The organism is Plantactinospora sp. KLBMP9567, assembly GCF_033446045.1.
GTDB lineage: Bacteria > Actinomycetota > Actinomycetes > Mycobacteriales > Micromonosporaceae > Plantactinospora.
This window is the reverse complement of sequence record NZ_JAWQRR010000055.1, coordinates 91,617-108,778: the sequence shown is the minus strand read 5'-3', so window position 1 is coordinate 108,778 and position 17,162 is coordinate 91,617. Positions and strand designations below refer to the sequence as shown.

The following is a 17,162-nucleotide window of genomic DNA, read 5'->3' as shown; positions in this document are numbered from 1 at the left end:
CTAGTACTCCAGCAGGAGATCTGTTTCAGGGTTCGGTGAAGGCTTGTCTGGCGTAGTGACTGGTCTTGGCGGCGTCTTGGTGTCTGCGGCGGTAGATGGACCAGGCGATTGCATCGGCGGTGCGTCGGGCGGGTTCGATGACCAGGGCGTGGAACAGGCGGCGTAGCTCGTTGACGGTGATCGCGATCAGGCCGTGTGGGCTCGGGGTGCACAGGGCGGTCGCGGCTGCGAGGAAGGCGTGTGCGGCGATGACCAGGGTTGTCCAGCGGTGCCAGGCTTTCCAGCGGCGGTGCTGATGCTGGTCGAGGCCGAGTCCGGTCTTGGCGGCCTGGAATGATTCCTCGATGCTCCACCTGCGGCCGGCGACGGTGACCAGGTGGTGCAGCGGCACGAGGTGCGGTGACCAGCAGCGGTAGAACGCCAGCTCACCGTTGGTGCGGTTGCGGCGGATCAGCAGCCAGTGATGGCCGGCGTGCTGGTCGGCGGCCGCGGGCAGGGTGACGAATGCCCAGTCGTAATAGCGGTGCCCTTTCGCGCCCTCGCCTGCCGATATCCGTTGCCAGGCATGTGCGGGCAGGCCGGCGGCGATCTGGTCGGCGCGTTGAATACCGAGGCCGGTCGGTGCCCGGTGCGAGCAGGCGACGGCCAGGACGTAGCCGAACCGATGCCCTCGTAGCGCCGTGGCCAAAGCAGGGTCGCCGCCGTAGGCCTCGTCGCCGGTGACCCACCGGCAGAGCAGCCCGCCGGTCACCGCCGACTCGATCAGACGGCGGGCCAGCTGCGGTTTCGTGGCGAACCCGACATGCTCGGGCACGCCCGCTTCCGCCCGCCGCTGCGGGTCGTCGGACCACGATTTCGGCAAATAGAGCGCGACGTCGACCAGGGTGTGCCCGAGCGGTGAGGCATAGGTCAGATGCACCGCGAGCTGGCAGTTCTCGATCTTTCCGGCGGTGCCGGAATACTGCCGTTGCACCCCGACAGTGTGGACGCCCTTCTTGAGGTCGCCCGTCTCGTCGATCACCAGCACCGCGTCCGGGTGACCCAGCCGGCGGGTCACGAAGTCTCGGACGTCGGCACGCACCAGCGCGTCGTCCCAGCTGGCCCTGCCGATCAGATCCTGCATCCCGCCCGGGTTGTCGTCGCCTGCGTGCTCGGCGATCGTCCAACAGTTCTTCGTCGGCAACGGCGCCAACAGGCCGGCCACGAAGTCCCGGACCCGTCTGCGCGGCTCCGGCCGGCTGAAACGTGCTTCGATCGGGTCCATCAACTCGCCGAACAGCTGCGACCATCGCCGAGCATCTACCCTGTAGGCGGCAGCCACCGCCGCATCCTGATTGGTCCTCACAAACCTCAGGCTCGACGGTGGCTGCTCGCCGTCCACGGACAAAACCACACCGTCACCGCAGGCCAGGTTCTGTCCGTGGGCTGCTCGACGAGGAGTAACCGCCGATCAGGCGGGCCCAGTGAAGATGTCATAGTCCCGGCCGTCGGTCGACGCCGCGAACCGGCCGACCGCCTCGAACCCGAGGGATCGCACCGCCTTCTGCGCGCGGACGTTGAACGCGGCGATCGTCATCCGGAACACCTGCGGCGCGAACTGCCGTGCGCCGAACGCCAGCCCGGTTCTGATGGCCTCCCGGCCCAGGCCGCGTCCGGTGAGCTCCGGCCGCAGCCCTCCGCCGGTGTCGAGCGCCGCCGCGTCGTAGACACCGCCCGGCACCCGGCCATCCGGACCGAACGAACGAAAACCGATCAGCCCGCCGTCGTCGACCAAGGCGTGGAAACCGCTGGCGGGATCGACGAGGAAGTCCGGGGCGACCCCGGTCATGTCGTAGCAGTCGTAGGGCGCCGGGTACTGCCAGGTGACGATGTCGGCCGCGTACTCCGCCGTCATGGGCACGATTCGCACGGACACAGTCAATGCACCGGCCGGACGGGAGTCAAGCCGACCACCGGTTCCCGACGGCCGCGACGGATCTCCTGCTGGAGTACTAGAGGAAGTGAGGTCCGGGCAGGAGTTGCCCGGACCGGACTTCCACCGGCAAGCGACGACGAGCTGACGAACAAAGATCAACCACCCACACGGTCAACCTCCACTCGGATGGGCACACGAAGATGCTCAGAGTGCACGCGCCGGCTTGGCCGCGTAGCACGCGGGCGAGCCGTCATCGATGAACACGTCCTGGCCAACCTGCTACCCGACGGCCGTAGCCGGACCATGGCCCGGGCGATCACATGTCGAACTCCAAATACCGGGCCGACGTCTCGAATTCGCTCATAAGGCCACAAGTCCACCACCAGCGTCACCGCGTTCATCGACGAACCTTCACGACTCCATTCCGGCCAACCCGCACGGCCGCGGGATCTAACCTGGGGCCAGGGCATGACCTTCGTCGCATCATCGCCCCCTGACTCCACAAAACCATCGCCAGCAGGCTAGCTTTTAACTTCTGAAGTCAGCGTTGCGTTCCGACGATGAGAGTGAGCCTTACCCATGGGAGATCTCCTCGACCTGGTTTTCCAGGCCCACGGTGGAATGGACCGGTGGCGGCAGGCCACGACGATCCACGCGAAGGCTGTCGTCGGTGGCGTGGCATTGCCCAGTCGTCAACAAGGAGACGTTTTCGCCAACACGGATCTGACGCTTGACGTGCAGCGGCAGCGCGGTGTTTTCGCGAACTTCACGAACCGTGGCCGCCGAGGCATCTATACTCCCGGCCGCGTCGCCATCGAGGAGCGGGATGGCACTGTGCTGCACGAACGACACGACCCACGCGACGCGTTCGGCGGCCTGGGGCCGACCAGCGCATGGGACCAGTTGCACGCACTGTACTTCGGCGGTTATGCGTTGTGGAACTATCTCACCGCGCCGTACTTGTTGACGTTCCCGGGCGTCCAGACGGAAGAGGTGGAGCCCTGGCGTGAAGCCGGGGAACAGTGGCGCCGACTTCGGGCTACGTTCCCCCCGGATATCGCGACCCACAGTACGGAGCAGACGTTCTACTACGACGATTCTGGTCTGTTGCGCCGCCATGACTACCGGGTGGAGATCCAGGGCAAGGCGCCGGCACTCGCCGCCCACTATACCGACGCACACCGTACGGTCTCGGGTCTGGTGTTTCCCACACACCGTTACGTGGTTCCCGTGGCCGACGACAACACCCCCCTCGCCGGCCCGATCATCATCTCCATCGACCTGGCCGAGATCAACATTGAGTGAAGCGGCCCCAGGCCCATCCCTTCGATGGTCGGATAACCGGAAACTCTGGACCGGCCGCCAATGTCTTTATAGGAGAGTCAATGATCGTTGACAACGACCTCAATTACAGCGTCTTCGTTTCCGACCCCATCCCGCTCAAGGTGCCGGAGCCAGTTCCTGATGGGAGCCGACGTGTGTTCTCGCCGCTGTCGACTGTGCTTGTTCACGGCGAGAAGGACGCAGTGCTCGTTGATCCGCCACTGACCGTCGACCAGGCTCAAGCGGTCGGCGACTGGGTCGAGGCAAGCGGCAAGAACCTCACACACATTTTCGCGACCCACGGCCATGGAGACCACTGGTTCACCGCAAGCCTCCTCGCCGATCGCTTCGGCGCCCGGGTTGTCGCAACCGCGGACGCCATCGAGCAGATGCACCGCAATGTGGCTTTGCGGGAGGTCTACTGGGACAAAATTCTGCCGGGCCAGATCCCCGCTGTGCCGATTACCGCAGAGGTGGCGAAGGGCGGCTTCCTCCCGCTCGAGCGCCACGAACTTGCCATCATCGAGGTCGGGCACAGCGACACCGATGGGACCGCCGTCCTGCACGTTCCCCATCTCAGCCTGGTCGCCGCCGGCGACGCCCTCTACAACGGCGTTCACCAGTACCTTGCGGAATCTGCCAACGGTGGCCGCGACGCGTGGCGCAAGGCTATCGACACCGTCGAGGATCTGAACGCCCACCGGATCGTCACAGGCCACAAGAACAAGGACCTCGACGACGACGCCACACGCATCATCACCGAGACCCGCCAGTACCTCGACGACGTCGACGAGCTCCTACCGGAGTGCGAATCCGCCATCGAGTTCTTCCACGCCATGGTCGAGCGTCACCCCCACAGGCTCAACCCCGGCGCGTTGTGGAGCGGCGCTCTCGCTCTCTACCGATGAAGGGCCACGAGACTCCCTCGACCGTTGACGGACGACAGTCCCGTCGGCCGCGTCTCCGCCCCGTCGGCCCTGGGATCCAACACCCGGCTCAACCCCGGCGACCTCTGGGACGGCGCCGTCGCCCTCTACGTCTCAGCACGACCGAAAGTGACCAAGCCAATGAGCACGACCTACGCGGCGGACAAAGTCGAAACGCGGTACGTCACCACCGGCAGCGCCACGTACGCGTATCGCCGAATGGGTCCGACCGGCGGCGTCCCGCTGGTCATGGTGTTGCGTTTCCGGGGCACCATCGACTACTGGGACCCGGCGCTGCTGGATGTCCTGGCCGCAGAGCGTGACGTCATCGTCTTCGACAACCGTGGCCTGGGCTATTCCTCCGGCACGCCGGCGACTTCCGTGGAAGACCTGGCCGACGGCGTCGTCGACTTCCTCGACGGGCTCGGCGTCGGCGAGGCCGACCTGCTGGGCTGGTCCCTGGGCGGGTACGTCTCGCAGGGTGTCGCGCTGAAGCGGCCCAAACTGGTCCGGCGCCTCGTGATAGCCGGGAGCGCGCCGGGCGGCGCTGTGCCGAACATGCCCCGCATGAGTGCGCAGACGTGGCAGGTCGCTACCAAGCCCGAGAACGTGGACGAGGACTTCCTGTACCTGTTCTTCCCGGCCGACGAAGCCGGCCGGCGGGCCGGACTGGCATCGCTGCGCCGCCTCGACACCCGGCTCGCCGGGGCGAAGTCCGGCGTGAACCCGCAGGCGCTCGCCGCGCAGATACAGGCCGTTGCCACCTTCGGCGGGTACTGGCACCGCATCGAGGAGCTCGCCCAGCCCATCCTGATCGCCAACGGCGCGCACGACGTGATGATCGATCCCTGGGGCAGCTGGGCGATGTCGCAGAAGCTACCGAACACGAAGCTCGTGATCTACGGCGACGCCGGGCATGGCTTCCTCTTCCAGCACGCCGAGGACTTCGGCCGCGAGGTGCTGGCGTTCCTTCGCTGACCAAACCCAGGAATCGACGAACGAGCAAGGAGAACGAGCAAGGAAATGTGGTGCGGGACGCGATGATCGTCGAGGCGGTACGCACACCGGGGCCAAGGGCAAGACCTGCGGCCGCTACGCCCAGGTCCATCCGGTTGACTTGCACGCCCACGCGCTGCGCAGCCTGCTGGCCCGGGTGCCTGGGCTCGACCCGGCCGAGATCGACGACGTGATCGGCGGGGCGGTCGCGCAGGTCGGCGAGCAGAGCAGCAACACCAGCCGGCTCGCCGCGCTGGCCGCTGGGCTGCCGGAGTCGGTGCCCGGCGTGACGGTCGACCGGCAGTGTGGCAGCAGCCAGCAGGCGCTCAGCTTCGCCGCCCAGGGGTTGGCCGCCGGGGCGTACGACATCGTCACCGCCTCGGGGATCGAGTCCATGAGCCGGGTGCCGATCGGCAGCAGCGCGCTCGTGGGCGGAGTGCGGGCCGACGTGGCCGGCCCTTCGGTCGCCGCCCGTTACCCCGGCGGTCTGATCCCGCAGGGCGTCAGCGCCGAGCTGATCGCCCGGAAGTGGACGCTGTCCCGCGCCCGGCTCGACGAGTTCGCCGCCCAGAGCCACCACCGGGCGGCCGAGACGTGGCGATCCGGACGGTTCGCCGCCGAAGTGGCCCCGGTGCCCGGCACCGAATCCGCCTGGGACGAGACGATCCGGCCGGACACGAGCGCCCAGCGGCGCGCCGGCCTGCCGACCGCGTTCGCCGACGAACGCTGGCTCCGCTGCTTCGGCGAGATCGACTGGAACGTCACGGCCGGCAACTCCAGCCCACTCAACGACGGCTCGGCCGCGCTGCTGCTGACCACAAGCGAGACGGCCCGGCGGCGGGGCTGGCGTGCCCGCGCGCGTGTCCACACCGCCACCGTCGTCGGTGACGACCCGATCTACATGCTCACCGGCATCATCCCGGCCACCGCCAAGGTCCTCGCCACTCTGCTGGGCGTGCTGGAGCGCACCGGCGGCCGCTACGGCCTGCGGACGATGTGCGAGGCCGGCGGCACTGCGAGCGCCACCATCATCGGACGACTCGACACCTGAACCAACCGGAGGACAACCATGAGTACAACACCAGCGGCACCGTCGCTGATCGCCAGCGACGTGGTGCACGTGTCCCAGCCCGACGACGGGTACCTACTCGTCGTGATCGACAACCCGCCGCTCAACCTCTTCGACCCGACCGTCTTCGCCGGACTCCACCTGCTGCGGGAGTACATCGAGGCAAAGGGCGACGAGATCCGCGTTGTCGTCTTCGAGTCCGGCAACCCCGACTTCTTCTTCGCGCACATGGACTTCGCCACGATCAACCAGGTTCCCGACATCCCCGGAGCGCAGAACATCATCGAGCATTGGCCGGCGTTCAGCATCTGGCTCACGGCCGCCCCGGTGGTCAGCATCGCCAAGGTCCGGGGCCGTGCCCGGGGCATCGGCAACGAGTTCGTCGCCGCCTGCGACATGCGCTTCGCCAGCCTCGAACGGGCCCTCCTGGGCCAGATCGAGGTCGGCTTCGGCGTCGTGCCCGGCGGCGGCGGCCTGGAGTGGCTGCCGCGGCATGTCGGCCGGTCCAGGGCGCTGGAGATCGCGCTGAGCGCCGACGACTTCGACGCCCGCACCGCCGAGACGTACGGCCTGGTCAACCGAGCCTTGCCCGACGCGGAACTGGACGGCTACGTTGACGCCCTCGCCCGACGCATCGCGAGCTTCAACCCGGCCGCGTTGAGCACCGCGAAGCGGCTCATCGACAAGCGCCTGCCGCCACCGAGCGAGGCCGAGTTGCGCGAGAGCTTCGACGCGATCCTCCGACTGACCTCGACCGACACGGTCAAGGCACTCCAGCAGCGGCTGCGCGTCAAGGCCGGTGGTTCGTTCGCTCCCGCCGAACTCGACCTGCCCACGCTGTACGGAACGAGGTGAGCACGGCATGCGTATCGTGACCGGCTGCGGTAGAACCAGTGCACCGCTACCCCTCCGGTGAAGCCGACGGCTTCGACCACTTCGCGGCCGAGGCGCTCACGGTGCGAAGCGGCGGAACCGAGGGCTCCGCCGGCGACACCCCCGCGGATCCGCGGGGCGAGCCGACTGCTGATCGCTCTGTCGACGTCGAGCAGGGCCGGACTGTGGTGGGCAGACGGCACCGATTGGGGGATCTCCTCCCGGGAGGAGATGCGCCTTGAAGCTGCGGAGAGATGCGTGGGTCTGATCCACCATTCGTCCCTGAGGCAAGCGGCTCGGGTCCTGCTACCGGTGTGTGCCGAACGGGCCGAGGTTGCCGGCGTCGATCCGAGTCGAGTTGACTAGCGCGGCGGCGTTCGATGTGGTGAAGACGTCGGCGGCGGCCAGACGCCCGGTGTACTTGGCGATCACCGGGGCAGCCGCTTGACCGGCGGCGGCATCGAGATACGCCTTGAAAATGGCCCAGGCGTTGCCGGTGGCGCCGTACTTGACGAAGAACGGTGTGGGGTCGAGAGCGCCGATCACGGCCTGGGTGCTGGCGACCAGTTCCTGGACGTAATCTCGTTGCAGCAGGACGTCGGCGCGGGTTCCGAGCCTGCCGAGGTGTCCGCCGATCAGGGTGTGCCACGGGGTGGCCAGTACCGTGTCGTGGGCGGCGATCCACGCTGGAATGTCCTGTGACTCGGCGAGGTTCTGGAACGGCGCCCAGCCGGGGAAGATTACGTCGACGACCATCAGCGTCTGTGCGGACGGGACGCGGATGAAGATGTTGTCCGGGCTGTGGTTGGGGCCGTGGTAGGACAGCTGCATCCGCTCACCGCCCACGCGCAGCGTGTAGCTGTCCTCGAACGTCACGTTCGGAACGGGCCGGTTGGGGTCCCGGGCCACCTTGAGCAGCCCCTTGGTTCGCGCGTGCGCGATCCTGGTGACGCGGCGGTCGAAGATCGATGCCGCGCCGATGTGGTCGGCGTGCGAATGCGAGTAGATGAGGTGAGTGACGTGGGCGGGTCGCTGGCGAGCTCGCGTGACCTCCTCGATCGCCCGAAGCAGGTTCCGGCCGATGGTCGGCGGTGCGTCGACGACGACCACACCGTCGGTGGTCGTAAGAAACATCGCCTGATAGAAGCTATCAGTGACCCAGTACAGGTCGCCGCGGACCCGCCCCACGAAGTATCCGGACTCATTCACCGCCGGGCCGAAGGCGTCAGCGGGGACGGGTGCGTAGTCCGGCAGGGCATCGGTGGCCACTGCCTGGGGGGCGGCGTGGGCGTCCCCGGTCAGGTTGAGGCCAACCAGTCCGGCGGTGGCGGGTACCGCGGCCGCGACGGAGGCCCGGCGCAGGAAAGAACGTCGGTCGGACGTTGCAGAGGATGTCATCGAAGTCTCCCAAGGTCTTGCAGACAGAAGCAGGGTTTCTACCCGGGCCTCAGATCTTCCGGGCATGGACGGTCACGGAGATGTCCAGATGGCGGGCGGCAAAGCCCTTCATCAGTCGGACGCCATGGGCGTAGCGGTCTACGCGTCCCTCAGCCGTGATGGCCAGTCCGTGGCCGTCGGCGTAGTCACCCCGGGCGACACGCAGGGTGACTGGCGCGGCCCCGCCCCTGGCCGTGAGCAGCCCGCGAATCATCCAAACGTCCGGCGCCGCCTGGACGAGCGCGGTGGACTCGAAGGTGATGTACGGATGCTTGCGGGCGTGCAGGAAGAAGGGCGACCTTACCTGCCAGTCCCGCAAGCCGATGCCGCTGTTGAAGCTGCTGGCCGCCATCCGCGCGGTCACGAAGGACTCCCGAAGTGGGTCAGCGACACGGATCTGCCCGTCGATCACGCTGACGCGGCCGGATACTCGGCCGAGGTTGAAGAAGTGACGGGTCACGAACTCGACCGACGAGAGGCTGGGGTCGATGCGGTAGTCGCCTGCAGGTATGGAAACGTCCGGGCGCCGGGGTGCTGCCATGAGTTGCCCCGCTTCTAGTGGTGGCGCGGCCTGATGCCGAGCCAGGTATCACCAGTATTAAGATTTTTAGTTGCGTTTGCAAGCAACTAGTGGGTGACATCTCTTGCCGGTAGCCGTGGCAGATCGCCCGCAGCGGCGGCTAAGTTGTACTGCCCAGGGAGGTTGGTTGAGATCGTGTGACGACACGATCTGATGTCGTAGGTGGGTGAAGGCCTCCGGTTGTGGAGTGGAGCTGTCCAGGAACCGCTCCGTCAAACCAGGAGGCCTTCGTGTCCCACGCTAACGCTGCCCTGACCCCTCGCGCACGTCTGCGTCTGGCGCGTTTGATCGTGGACGAGGGCTGGCCGGTCGCCCGGGCGGCCGAACGCTACGACGTCTCCTGGCCGACCGCGAAACGGTGGGCCGACCGGTACGTCGAACACGGTGTGGCGGGCATGGCGGACCGGTCATAACGCCCACGTCGCAGCCCGTCGCGGACACCGCAGCCACCGTTCGCAAGATCGTTCACCTGCGGTAGAAACAGCGTCTCGGTCCGGTCCAGATCGCCGGCCAACTGAACATGCCGGCCTCGACGGTGCACGCCGTGCTGACCCGGTGCCGGATCAACCGCCTTACCGCACCACGACCCACGGCCGGGCCCTCGCCCGCTTCTACACCTCAGAGAACGCACACAGGAAAGCCCTACCCGCCTTCCTACATCGCTACAATCACCACCGACCCCACACCGCCATCGGCGGCCACCCATCATCAGGTTGACCAACCTCCCTGTGCAGTGCAGTACACCTAGTCGTTGTCGGATGACTCACGTAACGCCGTCAACACGCGGCCCAGCGCCTGGGTCATCACTCGCATCTCGGTCCTGGTGACATGGTCGAGGACCAGCGACCGGACCCGGGCGAGATGGCCCGGGTATGCCGCGGCGAGCCTATCCAGGCCCTCCGGGGTGATGCCCGCAAGCGAACTTCGACCATCTTGCCCGGATTTACGACGCTTTATCAATGATCGACGGACCATGTCATCGACGACACGGCTGATCCTGCTGCGCGACAACGCGGTCGCGGTAGCCAGGTCGCCCATGCGAAGTTCGCCATCTGGCGCCTCGGAGAGTGCGACGAGCAACGAGTACTCTGTCATGCTCATGTTGATCTCCCGGTTGAACTGCTCGTCTAGTACGCGAGGCAGCCTGATGAGCACCTCGACCAGGGATCGCCAGAGCATTTCCTCGTCGGCGTCTAGGCCGGGCACCGGGGCGGTCACCGGAACAGTCTATCGTGCCGTAGTTGCGTCCGAGCGCAACTATCGGACGTCGGTGGGTTGCATCGACCGGTTGGGCTTCGGCACCCCACCGCGCGCCCGCGACGCCAGCTCTGTTGGACCCCGCTGGCGACGGACCCTCCGTTCGCTCACGGCGCCGTCCGGGCTCAACCCGGCGTCACCGCTGATCCGGACGGTTACGTTCGCCTGCCTGGCATCGGCCTGCCAGTACCTACCCGCTGGACAGCGGGTCTTCGAAGAGCCGTCACGCCATGTAGGTGTGTCGGGTTGTCCGCGTAGCCCCGATTCTCCAGTGGCTCGGCGAACGGCCGACGCCGTTCGCGGCGAGCAGGGTCAACCGATAAGCAAGCAGGTCGCGACGGCGTGCGCCACAACGCGTCCCTTGCCATCGACGATACGCGCTTCGGCGGTGGCGGCGCGTCTACCGATGGTCACCACTTCGCCACGGCACACGAGCTTTCCGCTGTCGAGGTTCGCGGCACGCGTGAACTTGATGGTCAGGTCGAGTGAGGTGTAGCCCACGCCGGCCGGCAGCTTGGTGTGCACCGCGCAACCCAAAGCGGAGTCAGCGAGCCCTGCCAGCATGCCGCCGTGGACTGATCCGATGGGGTTGTAGTGCCACTCGGCGGGTTGCAGCTCGAACTCCGCCCAGCCATCTCCTACGGCGACGGGCAGGATGTTGGTGGTGGCGCCGGCTGGAACGAGTGGGAGTTCTCCGTTGCCGATCTTGTTGAGAAAGTCGAGTCCGCTGAGCCCGGCGGCGGCGTCAACGAAGATCTTGGGGTCTTCCCACGTGTATGCACGTTCTCGGGTCATGCGCGGGCTCCTGCAAGCTGCGGGTAGAGCGCTTCGATGGGCGCGGCAAGTCCGGCCTTCACCTGGCCGCTGAGCTCGTCGGCGAGGATCTCGTAGCTGCCGGCTTCGATCCCGTCGTACGCCGAGCGGACGACGTCGGCCGGGTCGAGCTTGGGGGCGTCGACTCTCTTGGCCATGGGAGTGTCGGCGTAACCGAGATGCAACCCGGCGACGTGCACGCCTGCGGGGGCGAGCTTGATGCGCTGTGTGTTGGTCGCCTGCCAGAGGGCCGCCTTGGTCGCGCTGTAGGCGTCGCCGATCCCGAGCCAACTCAGGACGGACAGCACGTTAAGTACGGTGCCCCGCGAGGTCTTGAGCGCAGGGGAGAATGCGTTGGTCACGGCGAGTGCGCCCCAGAAGTTGGTCTCGAACAACTCGCGTACCGCAGCTAGGTCGCCGAGCACGCTGGAGCCGTTCGAGGCGCCGGCGTTGTTGATGACGACGGTCACGTCGTTGGCGATGTCGGCCGCCGTCGCGATGGACTCTGGCGACGTCACGTCCAGGACGAGGGGGATGATGCGGCCGTCGTTCCAGTCCCGCGGGTTGCGTGCGGCAGCGTACACCTTGGCGGCACCCCGTTCGAGGGCCTGGTGGACGAAGTGGGTGCCGAGGCCGCCGTTGGCCCCGGTGATGAGCACGACGGCTCCATTGAGGGAGGGCACGTCAGGTCCTTTCGATGATGGTGGTGTTGGCGAGGTCGCCGGCTTCGCACATGACCTGGAGGCCGTGGCGGCCGCCGGTCTCTTCGAGGTCGTTGAGCAGGGCGGTCATCGATGGGTTCCTTTCAGGGGTGGCGGTGGCGTACGAAGAGCGCGGCGAGGACTGCGACGACGAGCAGGACGATGCCGCCGGTGAGCAGTCCGCCGTGCAAGGCCGCGGAGAAGGCGTCGGGCACGGCGTGGCCGAGTAACTCGAGCGTTGTGTCATCGACTGTCGGCGCCTGGCCGTGGCTGATGGCGGTGGCGACTGACGTGGCACGGTCAGCAGGTAGGCCGTCGCCACCGAGATCGTCGGCCAGTAGTGCGGGGAAGCGGCTGGTGGCGATGGTGCCGAGGACGGCTGGGCCGAGCATCGAGCCGAGCTGGCGAAACAGGTTCACTGTTGCCGACGCCATGCCCGCTTGAAGAGGGCTGACGCTGTTTACGGCTGCGGCAGTCGACGGTGACACGAGTAGTGCGCTGCCGATGCCGGCCAGTGCCAGGCCTGGCCACATGTGGGAGTAACCGTCGTCCGCGCCGTTCCACAGCAGCGAGAGTGCCCCCAGGCCCATCAGTACAAGTCCGGCGGTCAGGGTGACGGTGAAGCCGACGGACCGCACGATCCGGGCGGCGATGGCGCTGAATACGACGTAGGTGACCATCATCGGCATCAGTCGCACGCCAGCTCCGAGTGCGTCGTGACCGGCGACCCGTTCTAGGTGGAGGACGCTGAGCAGCGCGATCCCGACGAAGCCGAACATCGCGGCGGCGCCGACCAGCATCACCGTGGTGAAGGACGCGCTACGGAACAGGCTCAGATCGAGCATCGGGTCATGGTGCGTCGACTCGACCCGCAGGAAGGCGATCGCACCGACGGCGGCTATCACGTAGGCCACGACGATGAGCGGCTCACTGTACCCACTTGCGCCGCCCTCGATGATCGCGTACGTCGCCGCCGCGACCGTGATCGTTCCCAGGACGACGCCGAGCGGATCGAGTTGCCGTGATGGGTGCTTGCTCTCCTTCAGGACCAGCAAGGTGAGCACGATCGCAATGACGCCGAGGACGACATTGGTGAGGTAGACGCTGTGCCACGAGAAGTGGTCCAGCAGGAAGCCGGCAACGAGGGGCCCGATCGCCAGGCCGAGTCCAGCGCAGCTCGCCCAGATGCTGATCGCACCGGTGCGTTCGCGGGGGTCGTGGAAGCTCGTGCTCACAATCGCCAGGCCGGACGGCAGGATCGCTGCCGCGCCGACGCCCATGATCGCCTGACCTGTGATCAACACCCCCGGGCCGTCGGCCGCGAACGCTGTCACGCTGCCGACGGCGAAGAGCACAACGCCGACGAGATAGGTGAGGCGGCGACCGTAGAGCTCGCCGAACGTCCCGGCCGACATCACCAGACTCACCAACGCGAGCGTGAACGAGCTGGTGACCCACACCAGGGTGCCGCCCGAGACATGGAGGTCGTCCTGGATCGAGGCGAGCGCCCCGATGGTCGACGAGGCGTTGATGAAGGCCATCATCACGCCAATGCAGACCACGAACAGGCTCGGCCACCTGTTCGCTACGGAGGGTGGCGCAGCCGGCCCACCACGATCCTGGCTAGTGGAAACCATAGCCAGCACCCTACACTCTGACTTGGGATGAGCAAAGCCAGAGGTAGGATGGTGCCATGAACCACGGTGAGGGACAGGCCGAGCCCTCCGACGTCCTTGAGCGTCTGGGTGCTTTCTCCGAGCGTGACGAGTGGGCGGCGAAGGGCTGGTGCCGGATCGAGCGCTCGCTCGATCTGATCGGCACGCGCTCCGCGATGCTGGTGGTCCGCGAACTCTTCTACGGGGGCACGAAGTTCGACGAGCTGGCCCGACGCACGGGCTTGAGCGAGGCCGTCGTTGCCGGGCGACTCAAGCAGCTGTACGCCAACGGCATTGTCGACCGGCGCCCCTACCAAGAGACCGGCAAGCGCACCCGAGACGAGTACGTTCTCACCGAGCGCGGGCGCGAGCTCTTCCCGATCGTCGTTGCCCTGATCCAGTGGGGAGAACTACTCGGCGACGACCACCGCACCGGCGTCGAGCTCGTTCATCGCGACTGCGAGGCGCCGCTTTCAGCCAACGTCATGTGCGCCAAGGGCCACGAAGTGCCGCTCGACCAGGCGGCTGTGCGCCTGAAGGACGAGGCCTACGTCACCGCCTCCGGAGGGTTGTGACCAGGAGGCACGCAGTAAACGGGTCGGTTCTATCGTGATCGGCATGGCGCAAATGCGGACGGTGAGAACGGCGTCTGGGGTGGCGCCCCCGCATGTCTCGAGCACCGGCGCCGCGGACATTCTGCCCGGGATCCGCCAGCAGGCTCTGCAACACGGCCCTCGAAACGCGACCGAGCCTCCGGCCCGGCATTGGACAACTCGAACAGGGCGCCGCTCAAGGCACCGCTGAGGTGATCCGCTGTCTCCGGCCCCGTGGATCGTCGCGCCCGGAAACCGGCAGCCAGTGCCCCATTCCGTGTGACGGGCCTGCCCTACTTGCTTCGTCGTGCACGGCAGCCAACTCAGCGCATCACAGGCGTCGGCACCCCCAAACGGCAGCTCAGGCAGGGGCGGAAAGCGCGCATGCTCAGCACACATTCGATGTGGTGCGGTGCCTCGCCGACGGTCTCCGACCCGGCAAACTTCGACGAGCCGGACGGGCCAACGGGCTGACGCAGCCACTACCACCAGGGAAGTTGCTCCGGGAGAAAAGCAAGGCTTGCGGCTGCTCCGGCATACTCCGACCACCGAGGTAGGCCCATCCGAGAGGAACGGGCTCCATGTCGTGAGACGATGTGATACGCGAGGCCAGCAGCATTCACAAGCATCGCTTGCAAATGCCGCTGGCCTGCGGTTTTGGGTGGAGCCGAGGGGACTCGAACCCCTGACCCCTACACTGCCAGTCTGGTAACAATTCTGTCACGCCATGCCGCGCGATGCCGATGCATACGTCAAGCAGGAAAAATTCCCCGGCGTCAATGACGCCAACTGCTACCGAATGTCAGCAAAGGACAGGCCTTTGATCTTGATGTGTGACCACGGTCGTGACCACGGCCAGTGTGGGAGCCGTCATGCGGCACCGTCCAGACCTGTCCGCGCAAGCCCGCTCTCCACCGATGCAGCCAAGCGGGCCGGGGCACCTGCCACCACGGATACGAGGCTGCCCGGCCAGAATGAGTCACCTCCACGGTCGTGGTGAGGAAACGACCATCGGGAAGATCTGATGTTGATCCTGAGCGACGATGATGCCGGGGCTCTGCCAACACAGGGCGCAGCGCGCTGTTCCGTGCACCCGCCGCGTTTTGCCGCCAAACGTTGCGATCCTCCCACATCGGGAACCGCACGGGCCAGGGCCGCCGGTCTGGCTCGATGGCGTCGGTGTGGCTCGCTCACTCGCGTCGATCCCCAGGCAGAGGATCGTGTCGGCGGGATCGGTGTGCTCGCGCAGCCAGTGGCGGCACGGCTGCCGCTCGAGGCGTACCAAGCTCTTCTGCACCTCACCCGATCGAGCGACAGAGAGCCGTAGGACTTGGGAACTGACCGCGGGAGTGCGGACCTGCTCCCAATCTGCCCCCGACAACGCCCACGGCTCGATGAGTGACATCAGTCGGGTCGACCCAGTGCAGCGTCCGACCGCCCCATGTACCGCATCGTCCCGGCAAACGACACCGACGACGACTCACGGGTGATCAACGAGAAACAGCGGGCAGCCTGAAACGATCTTCACAACACCAGGTCACCCAGGTATAACAAGTTTTGGCACGGTACAGGCATCCTGAATCAATCTGAAGGTCAAGCTGCACACCGAGCAGGTCGGCACTCGGCCGCAGGTGATCCTCCGGTCTCTGGCCTGCCGCCTCAGCGTGGTAGTCCGCACCAGACCCGGAGCTCATTCTTCGTCGTCGGCAGGTTGAACCGGCCGAGCGTCATCGACACCATCGGTCCCCCGTCGAGGGCACGGCTCTGCCACACGGCGAGGACCGCTCTGTGCTGCCACGAAGCAAGATCCTCGAACGCGGTGCCGTCGGGAATCGGTCCGGAGGGAAACGCCGCGTCCAGCAACGCCCGCACCTGCGTGAGTGGGTCGAGGTCACGCCGGGCCTCAAGCCGCTTGGCGATCACGTCGACCCGGTCCTGCGCGCTGTCGCCGCCGAGGTGGCGGGCCGCGAAGGCGGCCATGGCAGACAGATCACCGTCCTGGAACGGCAGGAGCGGTTCTGGCTCCGCAGTGTCGAGCAGGGACTCGTACAGGTCCTCGATGAGGCCCCGGTCGGGATGCGACACCACGCGGGCGAGGCCGATCACGGCAGCCGAGCACACCATGCGGTCCCCGTCGGTTCGGCGAGCGGTGAGTGCGTCGATCAGCAACCGGTCGTCCGGGCTGGCGCAGAGACTGGCCGAGAGGCAGGCGGTGGCAGCCACAACAGGCTTCTGTTCCTCAACGATGAGCCGGGTGAGCGCAGGTACCGCGATCTCGCGCTCCTCCGGAAACCAGGCCAGCAGATGCGCGGCGTACAACCGTACGGCCAGAAAGGGCGACTGCAGCGCGGCCGCGTAAACTGGCACGCCCACCCGGACCGCGTCGTACGCGGCCAATTCCTGCTGGGCCTCCGCGCGCCGCGCCTCCACGTCGTCGCCGGCCACCGCTATGGCTCGCATCCGCCGTTCGTGTTCGGTACGCCCTGCAGCGGCCCAGGCTGCCCGCTCCCGTTCGAGTTCCGCGACGCTCAGGACAGCGGTGCGGGCCACCTCCCGCCGCATCGCGACCGGATCCGGGGAGTCGGTCAGCCAGCCGGTCTCGTCGCCGATAGCCACCGCAGTCAGCACCTGGCACGCGGCGAACCGGTCCGGAGCTTGCGAATCGGCAACCAGATCGATCAGGAACGGTACGGCGGCGAGGGCAGCCGGACAGGACGAACCCTGATGGACCAGCCGGCCTATGAGTTGCTCGTACGCGCTCCGTCGCACCTGCGGGTCGGCCGACCATACGCTCCGCAACAGGTGCGGCACCTCCACCGCTGGTCGGCCGTAGGAATCGATCAAAGATGACCAGTCGATCCTGTCCAGTTCAACAGTCGGTTCGGGCATGTGTGAGATCGTAACATCGACGAAATTCCTTCCCACGGCTCGCTGCGTCGATGCTCGTGTGCCCACGCCGATAACGTCGACAGAGTGGGTGCCGATCGATCGAGCGATCTGCACCCACACCCCGAGCGTGGCGGT

The 17,162-nt window shown here is 66.8% G+C and carries 14 protein-coding genes and 2 pseudogenes; 7 read left to right on the top strand and 9 right to left on the bottom strand.

Annotated features, from left to right (window positions below; genetic code table 11):
• Positions 1-25: 25 nt before the first annotated feature.
• The gene (locus tag R6Y94_RS39930) at positions 26-1,264 is read right to left on the bottom strand and encodes an IS701 family transposase (RefSeq protein ID WP_318396683.1); all 1,239 of its coding nucleotides are present in this window, start codon (positions 1,262-1,264) and stop codon (positions 26-28) included.
• Positions 1,265-1,450: 186 nt separating this feature from the next.
• Positions 1,451-1,909 (bottom strand): GNAT family protein, encoded by a 459-nt coding sequence (locus R6Y94_RS39925; RefSeq protein ID WP_318396684.1) that lies wholly within the window; start codon positions 1,907-1,909, stop codon positions 1,451-1,453.
• Between the two features lie 585 nt (positions 1,910-2,494).
• Between R6Y94_RS39925 and R6Y94_RS39920 the strand changes: the two genes are divergently transcribed.
• The 5 genes and pseudogenes from R6Y94_RS39920 (at position 2,495) to R6Y94_RS39900 (ending at position 7,084) form a co-directional block, all read left to right on the top strand.
• Complete coding sequence (locus tag R6Y94_RS39920) at positions 2,495-3,220, top strand: hypothetical protein (protein ID WP_318402100.1); 726 nt, start codon at positions 2,495-2,497, stop codon at positions 3,218-3,220.
• Positions 3,221-3,300: 80 nt separating this feature from the next.
• The gene (locus tag R6Y94_RS39915; RefSeq protein ID WP_318402098.1) at positions 3,301-4,146 is read left to right on the top strand and encodes an MBL fold metallo-hydrolase; all 846 of its coding nucleotides are present in this window, start codon (positions 3,301-3,303) and stop codon (positions 4,144-4,146) included.
• Between the two features lie 24 nt (positions 4,147-4,170).
• On the top strand, positions 4,171-5,142 hold the full coding sequence (locus R6Y94_RS39910) for an alpha/beta hydrolase (protein WP_318402096.1): 972 nt from the start codon (positions 4,171-4,173) through the stop codon (positions 5,140-5,142).
• A 62-nt stretch (positions 5,143-5,204) separates the two neighbouring features.
• Positions 5,205-6,211 (top strand): annotated as a pseudogene (locus R6Y94_RS39905) (thiolase family protein).
• Positions 6,212-6,229: 18 nt separating this feature from the next.
• Positions 6,230-7,084, top strand: a complete 855-nt coding sequence (locus R6Y94_RS39900; protein WP_318402094.1) for an enoyl-CoA hydratase/isomerase family protein — start codon at positions 6,230-6,232, stop codon at positions 7,082-7,084.
• Between the two features lie 324 nt (positions 7,085-7,408).
• Here R6Y94_RS39900 and R6Y94_RS39895 read toward each other — a convergent pair whose 3' ends face one another.
• Positions 7,409-8,371: an MBL fold metallo-hydrolase gene (locus R6Y94_RS39895; protein WP_318402093.1), complete on the bottom strand. Its 963-nt coding sequence runs from the start codon at positions 8,369-8,371 to the stop codon at positions 7,409-7,411.
• Between the two features lie 178 nt (positions 8,372-8,549).
• Complete coding sequence (locus R6Y94_RS39890) at positions 8,550-9,080, bottom strand: YceI family protein (RefSeq protein ID WP_318402091.1); 531 nt, start codon at positions 9,078-9,080, stop codon at positions 8,550-8,552.
• 269 nt (positions 9,081-9,349) lie between these two features.
• Here R6Y94_RS39890 and R6Y94_RS39885 point away from each other — a divergent pair.
• Positions 9,350-9,756, top strand: a pseudogene (locus tag R6Y94_RS39885) (helix-turn-helix domain-containing protein); the annotation flags it as partial.
• Positions 9,757-9,863: 107 nt separating this feature from the next.
• Here R6Y94_RS39885 and R6Y94_RS39880 read toward each other — a convergent pair.
• The 4 genes from R6Y94_RS39880 to R6Y94_RS39865 form a co-directional block, all read right to left on the bottom strand.
• Positions 9,864-10,337 carry a MarR family winged helix-turn-helix transcriptional regulator gene (locus R6Y94_RS39880; RefSeq protein ID WP_318402090.1) on the bottom strand — a complete coding sequence of 158 codons (474 nt, stop codon included), beginning with the start codon at positions 10,335-10,337 and terminating at the stop codon, positions 9,864-9,866.
• 351 nt (positions 10,338-10,688) lie between these two features.
• Entirely contained in the window at positions 10,689-11,171 is a 483-nt protein-coding gene (locus R6Y94_RS39875) for a PaaI family thioesterase (protein WP_318402088.1), read from the bottom strand.
• A complete protein-coding gene (locus R6Y94_RS39870; protein ID WP_318402086.1) occupies positions 11,168-11,872 on the bottom strand; it encodes an SDR family oxidoreductase in 705 nt (234 codons plus the stop codon). The genes R6Y94_RS39875 and R6Y94_RS39870 overlap by 4 nt, the downstream gene beginning before the upstream one ends.
• Before the next feature lie 122 nt (positions 11,873-11,994).
• On the bottom strand, positions 11,995-13,527 hold the full coding sequence (locus R6Y94_RS39865; protein ID WP_318402084.1) for an MFS transporter: 1,533 nt from the start codon (positions 13,525-13,527) through the stop codon (positions 11,995-11,997).
• A gap of 56 nt (positions 13,528-13,583) precedes the next feature.
• On the opposite strand from R6Y94_RS39865, the gene R6Y94_RS39860 reads away from it, so the two are divergent.
• Positions 13,584-14,120 (top strand): helix-turn-helix domain-containing protein, encoded by a 537-nt coding sequence (locus R6Y94_RS39860; protein ID WP_318402083.1) that lies wholly within the window; start codon positions 13,584-13,586, stop codon positions 14,118-14,120.
• Between the two features lie 1,677 nt (positions 14,121-15,797).
• Here R6Y94_RS39860 and R6Y94_RS39855 read toward each other — a convergent pair.
• Positions 15,798-17,027 (bottom strand): hypothetical protein, encoded by a 1,230-nt coding sequence (locus R6Y94_RS39855; protein ID WP_318402081.1) that lies wholly within the window; start codon positions 17,025-17,027, stop codon positions 15,798-15,800.
• Positions 17,028-17,162 lie beyond the last annotated feature (135 nt).

What these genes read in the sequence shown, in the direction of transcription:
- R6Y94_RS39930 (WP_318396683.1), bottom strand. Translation starts at nt 1,264, where the DNA reads ATGGACCCGATCGAAGCACGTTTCAGCCGGCCGGAGCCGCGCAGACGG.
- R6Y94_RS39890 (WP_318402091.1), bottom strand. Translation starts at nt 9,080, where the DNA reads ATGGCAGCACCCCGGCGCCCGGACGTTTCCATACCTGCAGGCGACTAC.
- R6Y94_RS39865 (WP_318402084.1), bottom strand. Translation starts at nt 13,527, where the DNA reads ATGGTTTCCACTAGCCAGGATCGTGGTGGGCCGGCTGCGCCACCCTCC.
- R6Y94_RS39875 (WP_318402088.1), bottom strand. Translation starts at nt 11,171, where the DNA reads ATGACCCGAGAACGTGCATACACGTGGGAAGACCCCAAGATCTTCGTT.
- R6Y94_RS39855 (WP_318402081.1), bottom strand. Translation starts at nt 17,027, where the DNA reads ATGCCCGAACCGACTGTTGAACTGGACAGGATCGACTGGTCATCTTTG.
- R6Y94_RS39920 (WP_318402100.1), top strand. Translation starts at nt 2,495, where the DNA reads ATGGGAGATCTCCTCGACCTGGTTTTCCAGGCCCACGGTGGAATGGAC.
- R6Y94_RS39860 (WP_318402083.1), top strand. Translation starts at nt 13,584, where the DNA reads ATGAACCACGGTGAGGGACAGGCCGAGCCCTCCGACGTCCTTGAGCGT.
- R6Y94_RS39915 (WP_318402098.1), top strand. Translation starts at nt 3,301, where the DNA reads ATGATCGTTGACAACGACCTCAATTACAGCGTCTTCGTTTCCGACCCC.
- R6Y94_RS39900 (WP_318402094.1), top strand. Translation starts at nt 6,230, where the DNA reads ATGAGTACAACACCAGCGGCACCGTCGCTGATCGCCAGCGACGTGGTG.